General features: G+C 72.2%; 12 protein-coding genes and 1 pseudogene. 6 read left to right on the top strand and 7 right to left on the bottom strand.

Translation table 11 applies throughout. The features are described from left to right. The first annotated feature begins 75 nt into the window (after nt 1-75). Nucleotides 76-453 carry a VOC family protein gene (locus tag OG389_RS29565; RefSeq protein ID WP_328301506.1) on the top strand — a complete coding sequence of 126 codons (378 nt, stop codon included), beginning with the start codon at nt 76-78 and terminating at the stop codon, nt 451-453. Between the two features lie 113 nt (nt 454-566). Continuing rightward, a pseudogene (gene tsaD / locus OG389_RS29570) lies at nt 567-1620 on the top strand (tRNA (adenosine(37)-N6)-threonylcarbamoyltransferase complex transferase subunit TsaD). Between the two features lie 7 nt (nt 1621-1627). Here the strand turns inward: tsaD and OG389_RS29575 are convergent. Beyond that, nucleotides 1628-3931 (bottom strand): immune inhibitor A domain-containing protein, encoded by a 2304-nt coding sequence (locus OG389_RS29575; protein WP_328301507.1) that lies wholly within the window; start codon nt 3929-3931, stop codon nt 1628-1630. A gap of 185 nt (nt 3932-4116) precedes the next feature. Here OG389_RS29575 and OG389_RS29580 point away from each other — a divergent pair, with 185 nt between their 5' ends. From OG389_RS29580 to OG389_RS29595, 4 genes are all read left to right on the top strand, one after another. Further along, entirely contained in the window at nt 4117-5364 is a 1248-nt protein-coding gene (locus OG389_RS29580; protein WP_328301508.1) for a hypothetical protein, read from the top strand. Further along, nucleotides 5361-7493 carry a VMAP-C domain-containing protein gene (locus OG389_RS29585; RefSeq protein ID WP_328301509.1) on the top strand — a complete coding sequence of 711 codons (2133 nt, stop codon included), beginning with the start codon at nt 5361-5363 and terminating at the stop codon, nt 7491-7493. Before OG389_RS29580 ends, OG389_RS29585 begins: the two co-directional genes overlap by 4 nt. A gap of 133 nt (nt 7494-7626) precedes the next feature. After that, a complete protein-coding gene (locus OG389_RS29590; RefSeq protein WP_328301510.1) occupies nt 7627-8709 on the top strand; it encodes an AAA family ATPase in 1083 nt (360 codons plus the stop codon). After that, nucleotides 8706-12488 carry a pentapeptide repeat-containing protein gene (locus OG389_RS29595; RefSeq protein WP_328301511.1) on the top strand — a complete coding sequence of 1261 codons (3783 nt, stop codon included), beginning with the start codon at nt 8706-8708 and terminating at the stop codon, nt 12486-12488. Before OG389_RS29590 ends, OG389_RS29595 begins: the two co-directional genes overlap by 4 nt. Before the next feature lie 81 nt (nt 12489-12569). Here OG389_RS29595 and OG389_RS29600 read toward each other — a convergent pair whose 3' ends face one another. From OG389_RS29600 to OG389_RS29625, 6 genes are all read right to left on the bottom strand, one after another. Further along, a complete protein-coding gene (locus OG389_RS29600; RefSeq protein ID WP_328301512.1) occupies nt 12570-13367 on the bottom strand; it encodes a hypothetical protein in 798 nt (265 codons plus the stop codon). After that, nucleotides 13367-14629 (bottom strand): VWA domain-containing protein, encoded by a 1263-nt coding sequence (locus OG389_RS29605; RefSeq protein WP_328301513.1) that lies wholly within the window; start codon nt 14627-14629, stop codon nt 13367-13369. Before OG389_RS29605 ends, OG389_RS29600 begins: the two co-directional genes overlap by 1 nt. A gap of 88 nt (nt 14630-14717) precedes the next feature. After that, on the bottom strand, nt 14718-15830 hold the full coding sequence (locus tag OG389_RS29610) for a TDT family transporter (protein WP_328301514.1): 1113 nt from the start codon (nt 15828-15830) through the stop codon (nt 14718-14720). A gap of 242 nt (nt 15831-16072) precedes the next feature. Then, entirely contained in the window at nt 16073-19045 is a 2973-nt protein-coding gene (locus OG389_RS29615) for a Z1 domain-containing protein (protein ID WP_328301515.1), read from the bottom strand. Nucleotides 19046-19058: 13 nt separating this feature from the next. Further along, nucleotides 19059-20594 carry an ATP-binding protein gene (locus OG389_RS29620; protein WP_328301516.1) on the bottom strand — a complete coding sequence of 512 codons (1536 nt, stop codon included), beginning with the start codon at nt 20592-20594 and terminating at the stop codon, nt 19059-19061. Between the two features lie 187 nt (nt 20595-20781). Next, nucleotides 20782-20982, bottom strand: a complete 201-nt coding sequence (locus OG389_RS29625) for a hypothetical protein (RefSeq protein ID WP_328301517.1) — start codon at nt 20980-20982, stop codon at nt 20782-20784. Nucleotides 20983-21220: the final 238 nt, after the last annotated feature.

Raw genomic sequence — 21220 nt, forward strand, 5'->3', positions numbered from 1 at the left:
CGTCGGCCGTCACCGGCCCGCCACCGGTGCCGTCGGATCCCGCCCCGACGGCCTGCCGCCTCCTAGGATCGGACCATGATCGCTGAGATGCAGTGCGTGGTGCTGGACTGCCCCGACCCGGCGGCGCTGGCCGCCTTCTACGCCTCCCTGACGGGCGGTGAGGTCAATCGGCCCGACCGGCGCTGGGCGACCGACGAGAGCTGGGCGACCCTGCACACCCCCGCCGGAGCGGTACTCGCCTTCCAGCGCGCCGAGGACCACCGGCCGCCCCGCTGGCCGGACCCGGCCCGCCCCCAGCAGCTCCACCTCGACTTCGGCGTCACGGACCTGGAGCGGGCCCACACGGAGGTACTGGCCCGCGGCGCGACCCTGCTGGACGAGAGCCGTACCGCCGAGGGCTGGCGGGTCTACGCGGACCCGGCGGGACACCCCTTCTGCCTGGTGCGCGGCTGACGCGGGGGCACGGAGGGTGGGCGGGCGGCCGGTCGCGGCGGTCGCGCACGGGCCGGTACCCTTATTGCGAAGAGTTCGCAATAAGGGTAGGTGGCGGTGTGGCGGGATCTCCGGTGGTGCTCGGGATCGAGTCTTCGTGCGACGAGACCGGGGCGGGCATCGTGAGTGGCGGCCGGCTGCTCGCCCACGTCGTCGCCTCCAGCATGGACGAGCACGCCCGTTTCGGCGGGGTCGTCCCGGAGATCGCGGCCCGGGCCCACCTGCACTCCTTCAACCCCGTCGTCCGCGAGGCCCTCGACCGCGCCGGGCTGCGCGCCGACCAGCTCGACGCGATAGCCGTCACCACCGGCCCCGGCCTCTCGGGCGCCCTCCAGGTCGGGCTGGCCGGCGCCAAGACCCTCGCCTACGCGCTCGGTCGGCCGCTCTACGGAGTCCACCACCTGGCCGGCCACGTCGCGGCCGACACCCTGGAGCACGGGCCGCTGCCCGACCCCTGCGTGGTGCTGATCGTCTCCGGCGGCCACACCTCGCTGCTCCTCGTGCGCGACCTCGTGCGCGAGCCGATCCTGCACCTCGGCGACACCCTCGACGACGCGGCCGGCGAGTGCTTCGACAAGGTCGCCCGCGTCCTCGGCCTGCCCTACCCGGGCGGCCCGGCCATCGACCGCGCCGCCCGGGGCGGCAACCCCCGGGCCGTCGCCTTCCCCCGCCCGCTGACCGGCGGGCCGCGCGCGGGACCCGTACGCCTACTCCTTCTCCTTCTCGGGGCTGAAGACGGCCGCCGCCCGCTGGGCCGAGGGCCACCGCCTGCGCGGCGAGGAGCCGCCCGTCGCCGACGGGGCGGCCTCGCTCCAGGAGGCGGTGGCCGACGTACTCACCCGCAAGGCCGTCGCGGCCTGCCGGGAGCACGGGGTCCGGACCCTGGTGGTGGTCGGCGGGGTGGCCGCCAACTCCCGGGTCCGCGAGCTCGCGGAGCGGCGCTGCGCCTCCGCGGGGATCGAGCTGCGGGTCCCGCCGATGACGCTCTGCACCGACAACGGGGCGATGATCGCGGCCATCGGCGACCTGCTGGTGCGGGCGGGCGTGGAGCCCGCCCCGCACCAGCTGACCATCGACCCGTCGGCGCCGCTGGAGTACGCCTCCCTCAACCCGGTGGCCCGGATCTAGCGGAGCGCTACTTCGACGGGGTCAGCTGCACCGTCGTCACCGCCCCGCCCGAGGCCTCCTTCACCACCGCGATCCGGGTCCCGGTGTCCGGCACCTTGACCCCGAGCTGCGGCAACTCCGCGTTCCAGTAGGACCCGTGGCGGTCGTCGAAGACCGCCACGCCCGGACGGGCCGGGAACGCCGTCGGGACGCCCGCCTTGTGCAGGAGGACCTTCTCGCTCCTCCCGAGCGAGAAGGTCGCGTCGAAGGTCTGCGCGCGGGCGTTGAGCAGGCTGCCGTCCGCGTACTTCAGCGGCTCCGGCCGGGAGTCGACCGGGAGCAGCAGACCGCCGCCCGGGTGCGCCTTGGTGGTGTTGTCGCTGTACGCCGTGTCCCAGAGCCAGATCAGCACGCCCTGCTGGTACGGGAAGAACTCCACCTTGTCGCCCGTGAAGCCGAAGTTGTACGGGCCGGTCTTCAGCAGGCTGCCGTAACCGGTGTAGCGCCGGTTCTCCACGAAGTACGCGCGCGGGTGCCGCTCGCTGCCCGTACGGCCCTCCGTGCGCGACCACTTGACCGCCGTCCAGCCGTTCGCGCCCTGTTCCGCCCCGTCGTGCAGCAGCTCCCGACCCTCGCCCGCCGTGACGCGGATGTCGTCGAAGGCGACGCCCTTGCCGTGGGTGTTGCTGTCCGAGGTGACGCGCAGCCTCAACTGGACCGAGGTGCCGGCGTACTGGGTCAGCGGGACCGACAGCCGCGCCCAGCCCGCCGAGGTGCCGGTGATCCCCTTCGCCCCGATCGGAGCGGAATCCACGGTGCCGGGCAGCGCCGTCCAGGCGGCCCCGCCGTCCGTGGAGGCCTCCACCGTCAGGTAGTCGAAGTCCTGCTCGATGTCGTACCAGGTGCGGGCGTCCAGCCTGGCGGCCGTCCCGGCCGGGACCCCCGTGAGGTCGACCGTGCGGGACAGCGTGTTGTCCATGAAGTCGCCGGTACCGCTCCACCACTGGCTGGCGCCCTCGTAGGGGTCGGCCAGCTCGGTCGTGGTCACGGAGGGCGGCAGGTGCACCAGCAGCGCCTGCGGATCCTCGGTGTTGTAGCCGGACACCCCGAGCGTCGCCCGCGTCGTGCGGCCCGCGTCGGCCTCCGTGTACTGGAGCCAGCCCAGCTGCAGCTTGCTCCACGGGTCGAGGTCGCCCGGGAACTCGCCAGTGGAATTGTGGCCCTTGCCGAGGTAGGAGGCCGAGGACATCAGCGACCAGAAGTTGACGCTGTTGTCCCCGTCCGAGCTGTACAGGTCCGGCAGGCCCAGATCGTGCCCGAACTCGTGCGCGAAGAGCCCCGCGCCGCTGTTCTCACCGCCGGTCAGGTAGTCGCCGGCCCAGATGCCGGTGTCGCCCACCGGGGTGCCGCCGGCCTTGTTGCCCGCGGGTCCCGCGCCGCCGGCCTGGTTCCAGTAGGCGAACCAGCGGTGTGCCCACACGGCGTCCTTGCCCTGCGCGCCCCCGCCCCAGGTCCCGTCCTTGCCCGCGTGCACGACGACGAGGTGGTCGAGGTAGCCGTCCGGCTCGTCGAAGTTGCCGTCGTGGTCGGCGTCGTAGCGGTCCCACACGTCGTACTCGGCGAGCTGCGCCTTGATCTGCCCGGGCGTACGGCCCTTCGCGCGCTCGGAGTCGTACCAGGCGGTCGTGGCATCGCGGATCATGTCCCAGTTGGACCGGCACTGGCCGGTTTCGGAACAGTTGTCGGTGCCGTAACGGGCTTCGTTCCAGGGGAGCTTGACCCAGTCGGTCACCGTGCCGTCCATGTCGTAACGGCCGGAGGACTGGAGACGGTAGTAGGCGCGCATGGACGCCGACTGGGGGTCGGTGGAGAAGAACTGCTTCTGGTAGGAGGCCCGGTCGAAGTCCTTGCGCCACAGGGTGTGGTTGTCGTCCTTGGCGGGCTTGCCGATCGTGTTGTGCAGCGGGCCCGGGGTCCCGCCGTAGCGCGGCTTGCCCTCGAACTCAGTGGTGTTGTCCACCTGGTCGCCGAACTCGGCGAGGATCACGAAGACCTTGTCCTTGCGCTCCTGGGCCAGCTCGACGTACCGCTTGCCGACCTTGGCCAGGCGCGGGAGCGTGCCGTCGGCCTCGGCCCGCAGGCCCTCGGGGCGGCCCGCCGCGACCTCTTCGAGGGCCTGGCGGCGCAGGGCCTGGCGCTGGAGTTCCAGGGGTGCGGGCGGCGGGGCGGCCGCCTGCTCCGTCTGCTGCTGCCCGGACGCGGGCGGGTTCGGGGGTGCAGTGGCGGCGAGCGCGGGGGCGGCGAGGAGGGCGAGGGATATCGCCGCTCCCACCGCAGCGAGTCTGCGCAACGTAGGTGACCCTTCTGGGAGTTCTGGTCGGAGCGAGAGTAATATTTCACATGTGACAGGTGATTGATAGGAGTCGGATCTTCCGAACTCGACGTTCCGCGGGCCCTGTTCGCCGCCCGGCGCTATCGTGCCGAGCGGGGACGAGTGTGCGAGGGGGCGGAGCCACGATGCGATTTCTGTTTGTGCACGGCACGGGGGTGCGGCGCGAACGGCACGACACGCTCTTCGCGCTCGTACGGGACCGGCTGACCGCCCGGTTCCCCGGCGCGGAGGTCGACTCCTGCTTCTGGGGCGAGCGGTACGGCGCCACCCTCAGCGCCCAGGGCCGATCGGTGCCCGGACTGCGCACCCCCGGCGGCGACCGCGGCGGCGACCGCGGTCCGGAGGACGACGGGACCGCCGAGTGGGGGCTGCTGATCGCCGACCCGCTGTGCGAGCTGCGGGTACTGGCGGAAGCCGGCTGGGACACCGGGGCCGACGACGGCGACGACGGCTTCGCCATGCCCGGAGTCCGCTCCGCCGGGGAGGGGGTGCTGGAACTGCTCGCCGGCGTCCGCGGGGTCCCCGACGGCGGCGAACAGGCCGCGCTGCTGCTCGGCACCGGCCTCGCCGCCGGATTTCCCGCCGCCCTGGAAACCGTCGCCCGCTCCGCCGAGGCCGCCCGCGCCGGGGCCCGCGCCACCGAACAGCCACAGGCCCGCGAACTCGCCCTCGCCCTCGCCCGCGCCGTGACCGCCGCCGCACTCGCCTCGGCCGGCGCCGAGGCCGACTGCACCGGAGCCGAACGCGACCGGCTCGTCGAACTGCTCACCACCCGGCTCGGCGGCGAGGCCCGGGTCCCCGGCGCCCGCGCCGCCGCCGTCCTCGGCCGCCTCGCGATGCGCGTCACCACCCAGCCGCTGCTCAACGCCTGGCGCGGCTCCCTCACCGTCGGCGCCACCCCGGCCCTCGGCGACATCCTGCGCTACCAGGCCCGGGGCGCCGGACTCCGCGCGTTCCTGCACGAGCGGATCACCGTCGAGCCGGGTCCGACCGTACTCATCGGCCACAGCCTCGGCGGCATCGCCCTCGTGGACCTCCTCGCGCTCGGGGCCGCCCGCGGGGAGCCCGTCCCCGGCGTCGAACTGCTCGTCACCGTGGGCTCGCAGGCCCCCTTCCTCCACGAACTCGGCGCGCTGGCCGGGATGGCGCCGGGCAGCGGGCTCCCGTACGGCTTTCCGCACTGGCTCAACGTCTACGACCGCCAGGACGTGCTCTCGTACCTCGCCGAGCCCGTCTTCCCCGGCGATCCGCGCGTCAGCGACCAGGAGATCGGCAGCCGCCAGCCCTTCCCCGCGTGCCACAGCGCCTACTGGAAACAGGACTCCCTCTACGAGCGCATCGAACAGGCGGTGGCCGAAGCGGAGATCGGGTGAGTCCCTCCGGCCTGCTGCCCACGACCCTGGGGCCGCGGCGCACCTTCGCGCTCGTCGCCGGGGTCGAGAGCTATGCCATCAGCCACCGCTGGAACCTGCGCGGACCGGCCTGCGACGCGCTGCGGTTCGCCCACTGGCTGACCGGCCCCGGAGAGGTGCCACCGGGTCACGTACGGCTGTTGCTGTCCCCGCTCGACGATCCGGACACGCTCGACTGGTCGGCCTCCGAGGGGCTGGCGGCCCTGCGCGCCACGCACCGGCCGGCGACCGAGGAGAACGTCAAATCGGTCCTGCTGAACGAACTCCCGGCATGCGACGGCGATTTACTGCTGATCTTCTGGGCCGGCCACGGCTACGTGGAACCGACCGGCGGTGAGCTGATGCTGCCCTGCGCCGACGCCCACCCCGGCCAGATCCGCCACCTCAACCTCGACTCCGCCCTGCGCTGGTGGCGCACCGACTTCGTCAAGCACCGCCGCTTCCCGCTCCAGGCGGCCCTGGTGGACGCCTGCCGGGTCGACGCCCCCCGCGACGCCAGGTGGAACTTCGGCACCATCAACTACGGCGGCGGCAACGCCGTCCCGGGGCGCCGGCAGTTCCGGCTCTACGCCTCCCGCGAGGGCGAGGCCGCGAAGAACGACGCCGAACGCGGCGCGGGCCGCTTCACCGAGGAGCTGCTCGGCGAACTCGGCCAACGCTCGGTGCGCGAGGCCGTCGCCGGTCTCGCCGACACCGCCCGCTCCATCCACCGCACCTTCCGGGACCTGCGCGACCGCGGAGAGGGGTGGCAACTCCCGCAGTTCGTCGTCGACCGTGACTGGGACGCCTGCTCCTTCCTCGACGACGAGCTGCCGGGGTCGCTGCCGCCACGCGCGGTCCGCCTCGACCAGGCCGCCTGGGACGGACTCGGAGAGCTCTTCGAGGACCGCGACCTGCCGCGATGCGCCTACGAGGCCTACCTGTGGGCCTTCAAGGCCACCGGCTGCGCACCACCCGTCCAGGGCGGGCTGCCCGGCGACAGCCTGCTGGAGGTGGTCCAGGACCTCGACGAGCGGCACGGAGGCCCGGGCGGGATGCCGCTCGCGGTGCCCTTCGTACGGTTCCTCGGCGAACGGGCCGCGGCGGGCGACGAGCGCTGGGCGGCCCGGCTGCGCGACTGGGTGCGCGCCACCCGGGAGCGCCTGGCCCTGCCCGCGCTGCCGCCCCCGCCCCCGCCGCCGCGCAGAACGGCCCTGCACGTGCGACTGGAGTCGCCGCCGGGCGGGGAGGAGGGCTTCCTGGCCCGGATGTGGCTGCGCCGGGAGACCACCGAGCACATCTGGGAGTCGGAGGCGGAGCCGGTCCGGCTGGACACGGTCCGCGCCGAGCTCGTACGTCAACTGGGCTCGCTGGGACGCCTGCTGGAGTCCGGGGCGGAGTCCGGGCGGCCGTCCGGCGCGGTGGAGCGGATCGAGTTCCACGTGCCGTACGAGCTGCTGGACCTGGACTTCGACCAGTGGCCCGTACCGCGCGGCCCGGGCGGGCGGACCCGGGCACTGGGGGTGCTCTACCAGGTGGTGGTGCGCTGCCCGCAGGAACGCGAGGACACCGGCGCCGAATGGCGCGGCAAATGGCGCTGGCTGTGGGCCCAGGGCGGACAGCACGCCGACGCGGTCCGGGTGGTGGTCGACGCGGAGGTGGACGACGGACTCGGCATGGAGCTGGGCGCGGGGCCGGCGCCCGCGTGCGTACTGGCACACACGCGCCCCGGTGCGCGGACGGGAGCGGTGGTGGAGGCGGTGCTGGAAGGCGGCGTGCCGGTGGCGGTCTGGCGCCGGCCCGCCGGGGGCGCGGCGGGGGGCGGATCCGGCGGGCCGGGCGGCTCCGGAGGGCCGGGCGGGCCGCTCGCACCTGCCGATCTGCTCGCACCAGCTGATCTGCTCGCTCCGGCCGGCGACGACGGGCGGCCCGACCCCGGCGCACTCGACGTGCTCGCGCTGCCCGCCCGGGTGCGGGAGGTGCGCCGGGCGGCCGCCGTCGCGGCCGCGGGCGCCCCCGACGGCAATCGTCAACAGGCTTTGGGGGGAGACCGGTTGGTTCTCTTGTGGGACGATCCCGACGACACCCTCACCCTCCGGTCCCTGGCTTGAACCCGCTCCCCGGACACCACTTGCGAGCACCGGTCCCGACCCCCGCCCCGAGACTCATCCCGATACCCGTCCCGACGTCCATCCCGATCCCGATCCCGACGACCGAGCGCGGCGACAGGCCGTGACACCGACGATGGAGGCAGAGGCAGTGGTGAAGGACTGGTGGCTGTACCACGGGACCGGCGGGGCCGCCGAGCGCAGGACCAGGTTGGAGGCCGGACCGCCCCCGCCCTGGCGTGATTTCGAGGGCGCCCCCGACCCGGGGTACACCCCTCCCGGCCGTGAGGGGCCCGCCTGGGAACGCACCTGGCGGCGCGGCGAGGGCTACGTACCCGACGAGCCGGAGAAGGACGTGGTCAACACGGCGCTGCACCTGCGCAGGCCACTGCTGATCACCGGAAAACCCGGCGTCGGCAAGTCCACGCTCGCCTACAGCATCGCCGCGGACCTGGACCTGGGCCCCGTACTGCACTGGCCGGTCACCAGCCGCACCGTCCTGCGCGACGGCCTCTACCTGTACGACGCGATCGGCCGGCTCCAGGAAGCGGGGTTGGAGCAGCTGCGCACCCCGGGCACGCACGGCGGGGCCGCGCTCCCGGGGGCGGCCGCCCCCGCCGGCGAGGGCCCGTCCATCGCCCGCTACCTGCGCCTGGGCCCGCTCGGCACGGCGCTCCTGCCCCAGGACCGCCCGCGCGTGCTGCTCGTCGACGAGATCGACAAGAGCGACATCGACCTCCCCGGCGACCTCCTCACCGTGTTCGAGGACGGCGGCTTCGCCATCCCCGAACTGGCCCGGCTCGCCAAGGAGGCCCCCACCGTCGCCATCGGCACCGAGGACGACACGGACTCCGTCGTCCGGATCTCCCAAGGCCGCATCCAGTGCCGGTACTTCCCCATCGTCGTCCTCACCAGCAACGGCGAACGCGATTTCCCGCCGGCCTTCCTGCGTCGCTGTGTCCGCCTCCACCTGGACCCGCCCGGCCCCGACAAGCTCGCCCGCATCGTGCGCGGCCGGCTCGGCGTGGACATCGAGAACAGCGACGAGTACCGCGAGCTCGTCCAGAGCTTCCTCGAACGCGCCGAGGACGGGGACCTCGCCACCGACCAGCTCCTCAACGCCATCCAGCTCCGCCTGGCCGGCGCATGGTCCGCCCCCGGGGACCGCGACCGCTTCCTCGCCACCGTCATGCACCACCTCACCGGGCCCTCCGCATGATCGAGAGGCTCCTCGCCGCCCTGGCCGAGGGCGGCGAGGACGGCGGTCCGCCCTCCGGAGTGGGGGCGGAGGAGATCGCCGACATCCTGTGGCTCGCGACCCGCGTGGACGCCGGGCGCGAGCACCGCCTGGAGCCCGCCGGGGCGTCCCCGACCGCACCGGAGCCGCCGCATGGCACCGAACCGGCCGCCCCGGCACCGGAATCACCGGGCGGCGACCGGGCCGGCCGGGCCGGTGCGCAGTCGGGCGTCCAGTACTTCCCGGCGCCCGGACAGGCCCCCGCCGGACGGCCGGACCGGGCCGACGGCGGCGACCGTTCCGGCCGGGCCGCCGCGGACGCGGCCGGGGCCCCGCCGGCCCGGCGCCGGGGCACCCCCCTGCGGCTGCCGCGGGCCGCCTCGCTCGACGACCCGCTCGCGCTGATGCGCGCCCTGCGCCCGATCGGCCGCCGCAACATCGGCGGCCCCGGGGAGGAGCTGGACGAACAGCTCACCGTGGAACGCAGCATCGAGCGGATGGTGCTCACCCCGGTCCTGCGCCCCGCCGAGACCCGCTGGCTGGACGTGGCCCTGGTCGTCGACGCGCACCACTCGATGCTGCTCTGGGCCGACCTGGTGGAGGAGGTGCGCGGGGTCCTCACCCGCAGCGGGGTCTTCCGGGACGTGCGGACCTGGCGGCTCACCGGCACCGGCCCCGGCTCCACCCCGATGATCACCCAGGGCCGGGACGCCGCGCCCCGCAATCCCCTGGAGCTGGCCGACCCGGCGGGCCGCCGGCTGATCCTGGTCCTCTCCGACACGGTGGCCGGCGGCTGGCGCGAAGCACCCCTGCGCGCGGTGCTCCGGCAGTGGTCGGCGCACAACGCCGTGGCAGTACTGAACGTCCTGCCCGAACGGCTCTGGACGCGCGGCGCGGTCCGGCCGGTTCCCTTCGCCGTCCGCGCGGACCGTCCCGCGGCCGCCACCCGGTCCTGGCAGCGGGTCCCGATGGTCCGGCGGGCGCGCGGGGGCGGGGCGGTGATCCCGGTCGTCGGCCTGGCCTCGGGGAGCCTGGCCCGCCTGGTGCGCGTGGTGTCCGGCGACGGCCGCTGGCGGCGCCTGGCCTGCCTGCGCCTGGACGCGGAGCCGGCGCGCGAAGCGGCGTACGCCACGCCGGAGACCCCGAAGCCCTTCCCGGATCCGCTGGAGGTGGTCGAACGCTTCCGCGCGGGCGCCTCCCCGACCGCCCAGCGCCTGGCCGGCCACCTGGCGGCCGTACCGCTCACGCTGCCCGTGATGACCCTCGTACGCAGGTCCCTGCTGCGGGAGTCCGAGCACAGCCATCTCGCGGAGGTGGCCCTGGGCGGCCTGTTCGAGAGCTGGGACGGTGAACAGGACGCGGAGCACGCACAGTTCGAGTTCCTTCCGGGCGTGCGCGAGGCCCTGCTCGGCTCGCAGCTGCGCGGAGACGTGGCCGCCGTACGGGAGCTGGTGCGCCGACGCGTGTGGGAGTACATGGCGCGTCACCGCGGCACCGGACGGGACTTCACCGCGATCCGTCTCACGCCCCGGGGTGAGGGCCGCCGCGAACTGCCTCCCGACGCGATGCCGTTCGCGGCGGCGGCCGGGCCGCTGCCGGGGCTGGCCGACCTGGTGGTGCGGGTCCGCTTCGAACCCCAGGGGGAGCCGCAGGCGGTCGGCGTACTGCTGTCGCCCCGGCTGGTCCTGACGGTCGGTGAAGCGGCACAGACCACGCGCACGAACACGCTCGCCTGGGTCCGCGTCGAGGACCAGGAGCACCTCTGCTACCCCGCGTGGGGGGACGGGGCGGTGCCCCAGGCGCTCCTGCTGGTGTCCGAGGTGGACCTCGTGGACCCGGCGGCCTGGACGGCGCCGGTCTGGGCCGAAGGGTTCGCCGCACCGGGGGAGCGCCTCGTCGTGGACGGTTCGAGCGATCAGGGCGTGCCGACGGCGCTGACCGGCGAGGTCCTCCCGTACGAGGGGGAGCGCAACGGGGAGCTCGTCCAGCTCTCCGCCGAACCGGAGGTCTGGACCCACTTCGCGGGATCCCCGGTCTCCCGCGACGGACGGCTCGCCGGCATCGTGCACACGGTGATGACGGACCGGATGGTGTTCCTGACGGGACAGGCGCTACGCGAACAGGCCGGATTCCGGGAGGTCATGGCCGCACACGCACGCGGGGGGAACGAGGAGACCGGGGTCTGCCTGGCGGTACGGCCCCGGGTGTTCCTGGGGCCGCGGGGCAGGGGCGTGGGGCAGGCGGTCGACGAGCTCCTCATGGAGGCGATGGCGGACTCCGGGGTGAGCGGGGTGGTGGCCCCCGGCGAGAAGGGCCTGCACACCGTGGTGGTGGCGGATCCGGGCGCGCTCGGGAAGGCGGGGCTGCTGCTGTCGGCGCTGCCCGCGGCCCTGTCCCGGCTGCGGGCGGGCTCCGGCGAGTGGGAGGTCGCCCTGGCGGTGGCCCTGGCCAGGGGTGCGTTCACGGTCGACGGGGAAGGGGTGCACGGCCCGGCGGCGGACGAGGCCGGACGGCTCGTGGGTCACCCGGAGGTCGTCGGGCGGATGGACCGGTCCGGCGCGCGGGGAGCCGTCGTGGTGGTGGCGGGCGAGTCGCTCGGCGGGGTGGAGGGGCTCGATCTGCAGGTGGACGTGCGGCTGGGCCCGGAGCCGGAGCCGGAGGGGCCCGGGGAGCCGTTGGCGACGGCCGGCCAGAGGACCGACGCGACGGCCGGCCCGGGCACCGGCGCCGCACGCGGTCCGGCGGGGTGGATCTGTCTGAACGGCCCCGTCGAGATGGCCCGGGTACTGATCGGCGCCGACCTGATGACCGAGGACCCGGCCGTCGACTGGACACCCTGCGGGTACGGGGCCACGGAGGCGGACCCGACCGGGTGCATCGGCATCCGGCTGCCGCGCCGGGGCCGCTGCCTGGCCCATGCGACGCGGTCGGAACAGGACGAGTACCTACGGAACCTGCGGCCGGGCCGGGACGTGGACCTGCGGGGCACCACCTTCGCCGACGGCCTGCTCGAACGCGTGCTGCGCTATCTGCGCGACCGGCAGACCGGGCACGTGCGGATGGGGGTGGCGGCCTTCGACCGGGCTCATTTCGTCGACGAATGGAGCACGGTGGGAGCCGAGTTCGAGGAGCGCGTCTCCTTCGACCGGGCCGTCTTCGACGACCGGGCCGGTTTCGCGACCTCCCACTTCAGGGGGACGGCCTCCTTCGGGCGGACCGTGTTCCGCCGCGGCGGCGCCTTCGACGGGAGCACCTTCGACCGCGAAGCCCGGTTCACCATGGTGGACTTCGGCGGCAACGCGGACTTCGCGGACGCACTGTTCGTCCAGGACCTCGCCATGACCTGGGCCCTGCTGTCGCACCGGACGCTCATGAGCGGGATGAGGGTGCGGGGGACGGCCGACTTCGCGTACACGGTCTTCCACGGCCCGGCTGTGTGGGACCGCGCCGCCTTCCTCCGGTCGGCTTCCTTCACCAACACCCTGTGGGGCCGCCCGGTGATGTTCGACGAGGTCCGCTTCGAGGGCCGGGCCTCCTTCGACCACGCCACCTTCGGGGCTCCGGCGGTCTTCCAGGGCACGGTCTTCGCGGACCGGGCGACCTTCGCCGAGGTCGACTTCGCGGACTACGGAGAGTTCACCGACACGACCTTCACCGATCCCGCGGGGCTCCCCGGTGCGTGGCTGCCGCTGCTGCCGTCCTCGGGCGCGGCGACGTTCCGGCTGGGCGGCGCCGGGGGCGGCGCCACGACCAGGCTGTGACTCCTCCTGCTCAGCCGCTGCCGGAGCAGGAGGAGCGGACTGGGGTGCGGGGCCGGCCGGCCCCGCACCCGGTAGCCGGCGTCAGGCGGTGGGCGGTACCCGCACCGGGCGTCCCGCGCCGCGGGTCAGGCGGTGGCCGCCGATGCCCGCGAGCGCGGCGAGCAGCCCGCCGGCCGCCGTCCAGAGCCAGCGGTCGGACCACCAGGTACCGGACCAGCCGTCGGCCGGTGCGATGCCGGACGCCGTGCCGGCGCCGGGGACGAGCGGTACGGCGAGGGCGTCGTCGGCCGCGTACGCGCCGCCGACGTCCGTGGACTCGGCCCGCAGCCGTGCGCGTACCGGCTGACCGAGGTCCTCCTGCGCGAGATCGGTGACCGTCAGCCGGATGTAGTAGGCGCCCGGCAGCGGGTCGCCGGCCCACTGGTCGGCGCCCGAACGGACCGGCCGCAGGGTGCAGGACAGGTCGACGGTCGCGGCGTCCTTGGCGGCCGTACCGGTCTGTGTGCCGTACATGCAGGGCTGGCGGCGGCGCAGCCCGTCGTACACGTCGAGCTGCCACGTGGAGGAGGAGTGGCGGCCGGTCGCGGCGGGCAGGGTGACCGACGCCCGGACGGTGGCCCGCTGCCCCGAGTCCAGGGGGAGCACCCAGTAGAGATAGTCGCCGGTGGAGGCGTCGGCCGTGGCCCCCTGACCCAACTGGACCGGCGTGGCGGTACGGAAGGCCGTGCCGGCCTCGGTCGGACCCTCCGCGCCGGCGCTCGCGCCGCCGCTCGGGCTCGGTGACGGCGAGGCCGCCACCCCGAGCAGGCCACCGCCCACGAGCAGGGCGGCGGTCAGCAGGCTCCGTACGGAGTGTCGTTCACGTCTCAGGGCACTCATCAGTTGGTCCTCCAGACCGCGATACGCCAGCGGGAGACCCAGCCCCACACCAGACCGGCCAGGAAACCGGTGAGCACCAGCACGCCGAGCAGCCACCAGCCGCGTCCGAGGCCGAAGGCGGCCACGTCGGTGGCCCGGTCCGGGCCGTCCACCACGTCGATGGTCAGTTCCAGGGGCATGCCCGGGGTGGTCTTGACGGAGGCGGGTGCCGAGAAGGAGTTGCTGACCTGCAGGCAGACGATCTCCGCCGGCTCCTCGTCGTCCCCGCTCCCGGCCTTGGGATAGCGCAGCCCGGACGAGATCAGATCGGTTCGCCCGTCACCGGCCTCCTGGCCGCGTACGATCTCCCGCCCGCTCTGCGTCGTGGCGCGCAGCAGGATGCCGTAGTCGTTGTTCACCGCGCGGTCGGCCCCGATGCTCACCGAGGCGCGCAGCTCCTGTCCGGGCGACACGGAGACCCGGTACCAGCGGTGCTCCGCGAAGCTCTCGCGGTCGCTGTAGAGCCCGGGCTTCAACTCCGGTGCTCCCGCGCACTGCTTGGCCCCCTCGGTGGCCACCGGGTTGACCACCGGAGTGGCTGCCCGGTCCACCAATTGCCGTACTCTGCCCGAGAGCTCGGCGGTGTGCTGCACGGAGGTGTAAGTGCCGCCCGTGGCCTCGGCGATGCAGATCAGCTGGCTGCGGGTCTTGGCGTCGGGGACGAGCCCGAGCGTGTCGATGACCAGGTGGATCCCCTGGGCGGCGATGTCCCGGGCGACTTCGCACGGATCGAGCGGCGCACACGTGTCCTCGCCGTCGGTGATGAGGACGATCCGCCGGGTGGCGTCCCCGCCCTTGAGGTCGTCGGCGGCCCCGAGCAGCGCCGGCCCGATGGGCGTCCATCCGGTGGGGGCCAGCGTGGCCACCGCCGTCTTGGCCTCGGTCCGGTTCAGGGGGCCGACCGGGTAGAGCTGCTTGGTGTCCTTGCAGCCCAGGTTCTTGTCCTGGCCCGGGTAGTTGGCGCCGAGGGTGCGTATCCCGAGGCGCACCTCGTCGGGCACGGCGTCCAGTACCTCGTTGAACGCCTGTTTCGCGGCGGACATCCGTGACTGCCCGTCAATGTCCGTGGCACGCATCGAGCCGCTGACGTCCAGCACCAACTCGACCTTGGGCGCTTCCTTCGCCACCGGCTCACCGGCGGCGGCACCTGCCGGGAACAACCCGGCAGCCAGGGTGACGAGCAGGCCGCAGGCACCGGCCGCCACCCATCTTCTAGTGATCATCGCCGGATCGTATTGAGATTCCCCGCGCCTACCAAACCGGGTCCACGTCACGGGCCCAGTGTGATCGGCAGGATCCGGACGGGACCGCCTAGGGAACGGACGCCGGGGGGACGAGGGTGCCGGCGAACAGTCCGCGCAGCGTGTGGAACCCGGCCGTCAGCCAGGCCAGTACGAGGAACACGTACAGCCCGCCGGCCAGCCACGCGCAGGCGGTCAGCCCGGTGTGCCGCGCCAGCCCCTCCGCGCCGGTGACGCAGGTGCCGACGGGGAAGGTCAGCGCCCACCAGGTCATCGAGAACCCCATGCCCTGCCGGCGGGCGCGCAGGACCACCGCACACGCCAGCGCGAACCAGAGCAGTGCGAACCCCATCGTCGGCACCCCGTAGAGCACCGCGAGCATCCTGAAGCCCTCGGCGTAGGGGGCCCGGAGCACGCGCGGCGCGATGTCGGCGAAGTTGTTCACCGCCGTCGTGGACTGCCCCAGCGGGCCGAGCACCAGGAAGAGCGTCGGCGTCAGGGCGAGCGGCAGCCGCGGGCCCGCCAGCAGCCGGGCGAAGACGATGGGGAGCAGGAACATCGTCGCGAGCAGGCTCAGGCCGAACATCGCGTAGCAGCCCAGGAGCAGCGCCTGCTGCCACTGGCCCGCCGGCAGGTGCGGGACCAGCAGCGGTCCGAGCGCGGCGGAGACCATGGGCGCGACCACGGGCAGGATCCACACGGGTGAGGCACTGCCCGGCTTCAGCTCGTGGCGCGCCGCCATCAGGAAGGGGATGGCGGCCGCGACGAGCAGCCCGACCGCCGTCCCGGCGGCGAACAGCACCGTGTCCACGGCGACGGCCGGGCCCAGGCCGATCCAGTCCTTCCCGACCAGCATCGTGCCGCCGCCCACCGCCAGGAGCGCCATGGAGAGGCATCCGTAGAACGGGGCCATCGTCGGGTCGAGCAGATGGGCGCGCGCCTGGTCGCCGTGGCGGGCCCAGTGGGCCGTCCGGGTGAGGAGCAGCACCGCCAGCATCACCGCGGACAGGGCCCAGACCACGGCGCAGGCCGTGCGCAGCCCCGGGACGTGCCAGGGGAGGGCCACGCCGGCGTTGGCGACGATCGCGGTGCCCATCACGGCGGCGTACCAGTTCGGGCCGAGGTGGCGCACGCGCGAGCCCTCGGAGCCGGTCGCGGAACCCGTCCGGGCAGATGCAGCCATGTGTCCACGGTGCCCTGCCGCCACCGCCCCGACCATTCGGGGCCGGGCCCGCCCGGACCGGACCGGGCCGCGGGCTCACGTACGGCCGAACGGGTGACCGGACCGGCCGCACCAGCACCCCCGAGAAGAACATCGGGCCCAGGAAGGCGCTCAACGATCGGTCTGGCGAACCCCTCGCGGAGCTGCGTCCGAGGCGCGCATCGCCGTCGCCCCCGACGCGGCGACGGCAGACTGCCCCGCTGTCAGGCGGTCGTGTCGATGATGAGGGAGTCGGACCGGCTCTTGTCGATGGGGCTGAAGGTGATGGGGGATCGTCCAGCACCCGCCGCGGAGGCCGGTGCCACGAGGGAGAAGACCATCGCGACGTGCTCGGGTGCCACTTCTCCGTTCCGTACGACGTCGGACGGCTCGTCCTCGATGACCGGATAGAGGAGGATCGCTCCTCGGCGCTCTCGGGAGAACTCCTCCGTCACGGGGTCCGAGGTCGGAGGGAGGGCGCCGGCGATGCGGCGGGCCGCATCACGGTGCTTCGCGTCGCTGATGTAACCGAAGATCTGGACGCGACGGCGTGTGCGCTTCGAAAGGGCCAGGGGAACCGAGCCGCCCACACTCGCCGACGTACCGCGGTGGGCGTCCGGGTAGTGAGGGGTGATCAACAACCAGTCGTCGATCAGGTGGGGATTCTTGGCGATCTCGCGGAGGAAGCGCAGATGGGGCAGGAACGGGGCGGTATTCCACCAACGAAGGTTCTCGAGCACCCGCATGAGTTCGGGATGGGAGACCGATGTCGTCAGCGCGGTGAGGCGGTACGCCTTGTCCCGCCGATCGTCGAAGGTCGTGAAGGTCACCGGCTCAGGCGACAGGCCCCGGAGCAGCGGAAGCCACAGTTCGGTGTTGTGCGCGAGATCGGTCCGGTTCGTCGGGTGAGCCGTAGGCTCGATGATCTGCCCCGGCCTGGCGATCTCCTCGATCTGGGCGTTGTACATCTTCGTTCGGCTGCTGGGCTTGAGCCAGGGCAGGTGTTGGGAGACGAGCGGCGGGATCTGCTGGGGAGTGACGAGCGGCTGTCCGTCCTCCCCGAGTTCGGCGTACTGGGCGAGCTGCTCGCGGAAGGTCTCCTCGTCGAGACAGATGGCCTCGAACGCCTCGTAGAGGTCCACCGTGGACTTGCTCGCCTTCGTGAGCTTCTCCGCGCGGCTGATGTACAGGCGGACGAGGTCCTGGTACCCGGGGCGGAATCCGAACCAACGGCCCATCTGCATGAGGGTGTCCGCCTGCTGGGTGGTGCGGCGGTAGTAAGTGACCGTGAGGCCCTCGACGGTGAAGCCGCGAGAGAGCTTGGTCCCGCCGACGAGGATCTTCCAGACGTGTGGCTGGCGGTCGAAGTCGAGATCGAGCTGGTCGAAGAACTTGTCGCTGTCGCCATTCACGATGACGACGGGATTGCCACCCTTGCGGATCAGGCCGCAGGCCTGGATCACGTACGGGCGGAGCTCGTCGTACGAGGAAGGGGCCGGAAGTTCGGCGGCGCGGGCCCGAGCGACCGGGAGGACATCGTTCTGGAAGAGGTCCGCTAGGCGCGCGTGTCCATGGGAGCTCGTGGTGTAACCGGACTGGAACCACATGGTCTTGAGGCGCTCGGCGAGCTCGGCGTGGTCGTCCTTGCGCACCGACTCGTGGACCAACATGGTGTGGTGGCGATACGGGCCGTCGGGGACTTCGTGAGCCGCGCGGTACAGCTTCATCGCACCGGTCAGGACGAAGGTGTCCATGGCCGCCTGCATGGACGCGTCGTCGATCTCGTCCGGCGAATAGATACCGCGGACATGGGCCTTGGCGCGCGAGTTGGCATACGTACGTTCGTCCGGCGGGATGGGGGAGTCCAGGTCGTGGAAGTCCTGGACTCCCATGTACCCCTCGGGACGCGGCAGCGAGATCAGGAAGTCCTTGGGGAAGATGTCCTCGCTGTCACTCGGGTCGATGAAGACGTTGGCGAACGGGGTCGCCGTGTATCCGACGTACTGGGAGCGCGGGAGCAGCGAAAGCAGCTGTCCGATGCGGGAGTTGATGGCCGTTCGCTTGGGCCGGTCCGATTCCCACTTGCTCGGATTGGAGGTGTTGACCGATGCCTGATCGGACTCGTCATCGATGATCAGTACGGGCAGTTCACCGAGGAGGCTCTTGACCTGCCTGAGGTCCTTGATCAGTTTGTCGAGGATGGATTTGTTCTTCTTGACGACCATGACGCGGGCGTCCGCGTGGTGGAGGTTGCGCGGGTCGTACAGCGGAAGGCCGTGCTCGCGCTTCTTGAACTCGATGCCACGGATGCCTTGGAGGAGGCTCTGGTAGTCCCGGTCACGGGTGGTGAGGCGTTCGATGTCGAAGGCGTGGAGGTCGGAAGGGCGTCCACCGTGCGAGACGAACTGAGGCCACTCCTCGTCGTCGCCGATGTAGTCGATTCCGACCAGCGAATCGAGGTCCTCAGGGTCGGCGCTGCCCAGGATGTTCTCCTGGCCGATGAGCTCCATGTCGAGACGGCGCTGGGTCTGCTTGCGCAGGAGATTGAGGGTGCCGCCGAGGATGATGACCAGGCGGTAGCCGGCGTCGATGGCCTTGGCGGTGACACCGGTGAAGTTGGCCGTCTTGCCGGACTGGACGTAGCCGACGACCAAGCCGCGCGCCTGCCGGCGGGCCACCTGCTCCGGGTCCGTGAGGCGCTCCACGACTGCCCGGCTGGCCTCGTCCAGGCCGGAGATCGCCTCGCTGCTCCAGCCCTTGGCGCGCAGTCGCTTCTCGTAGGCCGGCCAGTAGAAGGCTCGCGCCGCGGCACGCTCCCTGGTGTACCAGGGGGTGAAGTCCGCGGTGATGGTGGTGTGTCCGGGGCCCTTGGAGACCACGGCGGCGTTGGAGAGAGCCTCGCGCACCGGGTCCTCGAAGCCGAGGCGGCTGTATATCTCCGCGCGGCGTTCGTCGGTACGAGGAGGCGCGGTGGCCCATTGGGCGTGCACCTCGAAGTCCCAGGAGGTCAGCTTGCGTTGCCAAAGGGCGGTGAGGGCATCCGCCTCGTCCGCGAGGCGGATGCTGAAGCGAGTGTCCGTGAGATCGACGGAGGGAAAGTCCTCCGCCTCGGTCTCGGCCCGGGAAGCGAACGGCTTCGGTCCACGGGTCATTCCGCCCAGGACAGCGGTGTGGATTTCCAGCAGTGAATCGGTCACGATGCGCTGTCCTTCAGTGGGTGAAGCGATCACGTTGGGCGTTCACGGCGGCGAGCAGGATCACGTTCCAGTAGTCGAGCTGGTCGCTCCGCTTCTTCTCCCACCGGGTGAAGCTGAACAACTCCTCGACCATCAGGTAGAGAAGGCTTTTGACGACCGGTGCGTCGTTGGAGCCGCTGCGTTGGCCCGTGGCGAAGGTGTCGCGGTGGCTCCTGTTGAGCAGGATCACGCGGTTCTCGCGGTCCAGGTCGAAGAAGCGGTCCTCGGGGAGTGCGACCCAGGAGAAGGCGATCGGGTCCTCGCCCGGCTTCTCCGGCAGCTCTTCCTGAATGACTCGCTTGACGCTCGGGGAGAGGCCCTTGCCGGGGAGAATGACGGCCCTGCGCTTGACCTCGGTGCGCGAGGCTCCTTCGCGGTACACGGCCTGGGCGTCTTCGAGGAAGCTGCGGAAGGTCCGACCCTTCGCGTCGACCGCCTTCTCAACTCCTCGGGCGAAGGCCTGCGTCGCGTTGATGCCTTCCTTCTTCACGGTGAGGCTGAAGACCTGATTCGGCCTCGGGGGGAGATCTATGGCGATGCGGGCGAGGTTGAGGTGGCTCTCGGCCGCACCCCGTTGGCCGTTCCACCCCCCGGCCTGGACCAAGCGGTCGTTGCGGTAGAAGTAGAAACCCTGACGCTCCGCCAAGGGGCCGATGAGCTTGTACTCCGCGCGCGGGGACTTGGGCTGCCAGATGTGGGCCGTCAGCTCCACGTCGCCGACGCCCTCGACCGGTGCGGTGAAGGTACGGGGATAGCCGGCCTTGCCGGGAACCTTGTAGTTGAAGGGGTCGAGCGGCTCGACCTCGACGCTGTCGAGGAGCTCCCGGGTGTGCACGTTCTCCACGGCGATGTCGATCCGGACGCTGCCGCTCTCCAGGAATCGGTGGAGGTAGAGGCCGAGGTGTGTCTCCAACCTCTGGACCGCGTCGGAGAGGAAGCGGTCGGTCTGACTGACCTCCACTGTCTCGAAGGTCCTGACCCGGTCCCACCGCACGACCGTGCCCTGCCACTCGATGATTCCGTCGTAACGGTCGAGGAGGGACTGGGCGTAGTCGGGGGCGACGGTGTCACACCGGTAGTCGTCGGCGAGGGACGAGGAGGTCAGTTGGCGTCCCGCGGCGCGGCTGGTCTTGGTCTTGCTGACAAGGGTGAGTGCGTCGGCGTGCGAGAGCGACGCTGCCTTGAGGCCGGTCCCGTACATGCCCAGGGCGTTGTCGCCGTACGCGCGGCGGCGGCCGACGGTCATGGCGGCATCGAGGCCGGAGTCGTTCAAGCCTTGCCCGTTGTCGACGATGAGCAGGTTGAGGAGCCGGTCGTCATCGCGGAGGAAGTGGACGACGATCTGACTCGCCTGCGCGTCCAGGGAATTGTCGATGAGGTCGGCGACGGCGACCTCGAATCCGTACCCCTGGTTCCGGAGGGCTTCGGCATACCCGGAGTCGGGCGGGAGCCGCTTGCTGCCGCTGGTGGGGACGTCGTACTGCCAGTCGGCATCCGGCTCGTAAGGCATGGGGCTCGCATCGGTGACCGGGGCAGCACTGAGCGAACACGGAACCAGCTGAGCTCAGGAGGCGACCAAGACTGTGATGGACAGGTATGACCGTACTTCAGTCCTCCTGATCAGGGGAGATGATCCCGAATAGTGGGAAGGCCCGTCCCGACGTGCACGACCGAGCCCGTATCAAGGCGGTCGGTGATCAGGAAGCGCAGTCCGTGAGGGTTCCCGAGGCCATGAACTCCCGTGCCGTGCCGTCTTCGGCGGTGATGACGGTGGCCCACTTGACATAGGGCCAGTTCGCCGCGCGGGCGGCTTGGGTGCGGAGACTTCGGCAGGCGGCGGAAGCGGCGATGCGGGCCCAGTCCTCACGGGTGGTCTCGTCCCAGTCGGGCTTCCTCACCCACACGTACAGCGCGCGACCCGCGCGGTCGTATCCGGCGCTCGTGTTCTGGTGGCCAAGGGAGTTGTCCGTCCACTGCGCGAGGATGATGTCGACGGCGTCGGTGGCGACGCGGACCTCTTCGCGGTCGGTGCTCGGGATTTGGGCCCTTGCCAGACCGCCCTGATCGGGTCGCCAGTCGGTGGTGCGCTGGGTGACGGACGTGGTGCAGGTCGTGTTGGTGCGGAAGTTGCCGGGC

The sequence above is a fragment of the Streptomyces sp. NBC_00435 genome (genome assembly GCF_036014235.1).
Classification (GTDB): domain Bacteria; phylum Actinomycetota; class Actinomycetes; order Streptomycetales; family Streptomycetaceae; genus Streptomyces.

Coding starts and splice junctions, on each gene's coding strand:
- OG389_RS29565 (WP_328301506.1), top strand. CDS start 76: ATGATCGCTGAGATGCAGTGCGTGGTGCTGGACTGCCCCGACCCGGCG.
- OG389_RS29580 (WP_328301508.1), top strand. CDS start 4,117: ATGCGATTTCTGTTTGTGCACGGCACGGGGGTGCGGCGCGAACGGCAC.
- OG389_RS29590 (WP_328301510.1), top strand. CDS start 7,627: ATGGAGGCAGAGGCAGTGGTGAAGGACTGGTGGCTGTACCACGGGACC.
- OG389_RS29595 (WP_328301511.1), top strand. CDS start 8,706: ATGATCGAGAGGCTCCTCGCCGCCCTGGCCGAGGGCGGCGAGGACGGC.
- OG389_RS29600 (WP_328301512.1), bottom strand. CDS start 13,367: ATGAGTGCCCTGAGACGTGAACGACACTCCGTACGGAGCCTGCTGACC.
- OG389_RS29605 (WP_328301513.1), bottom strand. CDS start 14,629: ATGATCACTAGAAGATGGGTGGCGGCCGGTGCCTGCGGCCTGCTCGTC.
- OG389_RS29610 (WP_328301514.1), bottom strand. CDS start 15,830: ATGGCTGCATCTGCCCGGACGGGTTCCGCGACCGGCTCCGAGGGCTCG.
- OG389_RS29620 (WP_328301516.1), bottom strand. CDS start 20,594: ATGCCTTACGAGCCGGATGCCGACTGGCAGTACGACGTCCCCACCAGC.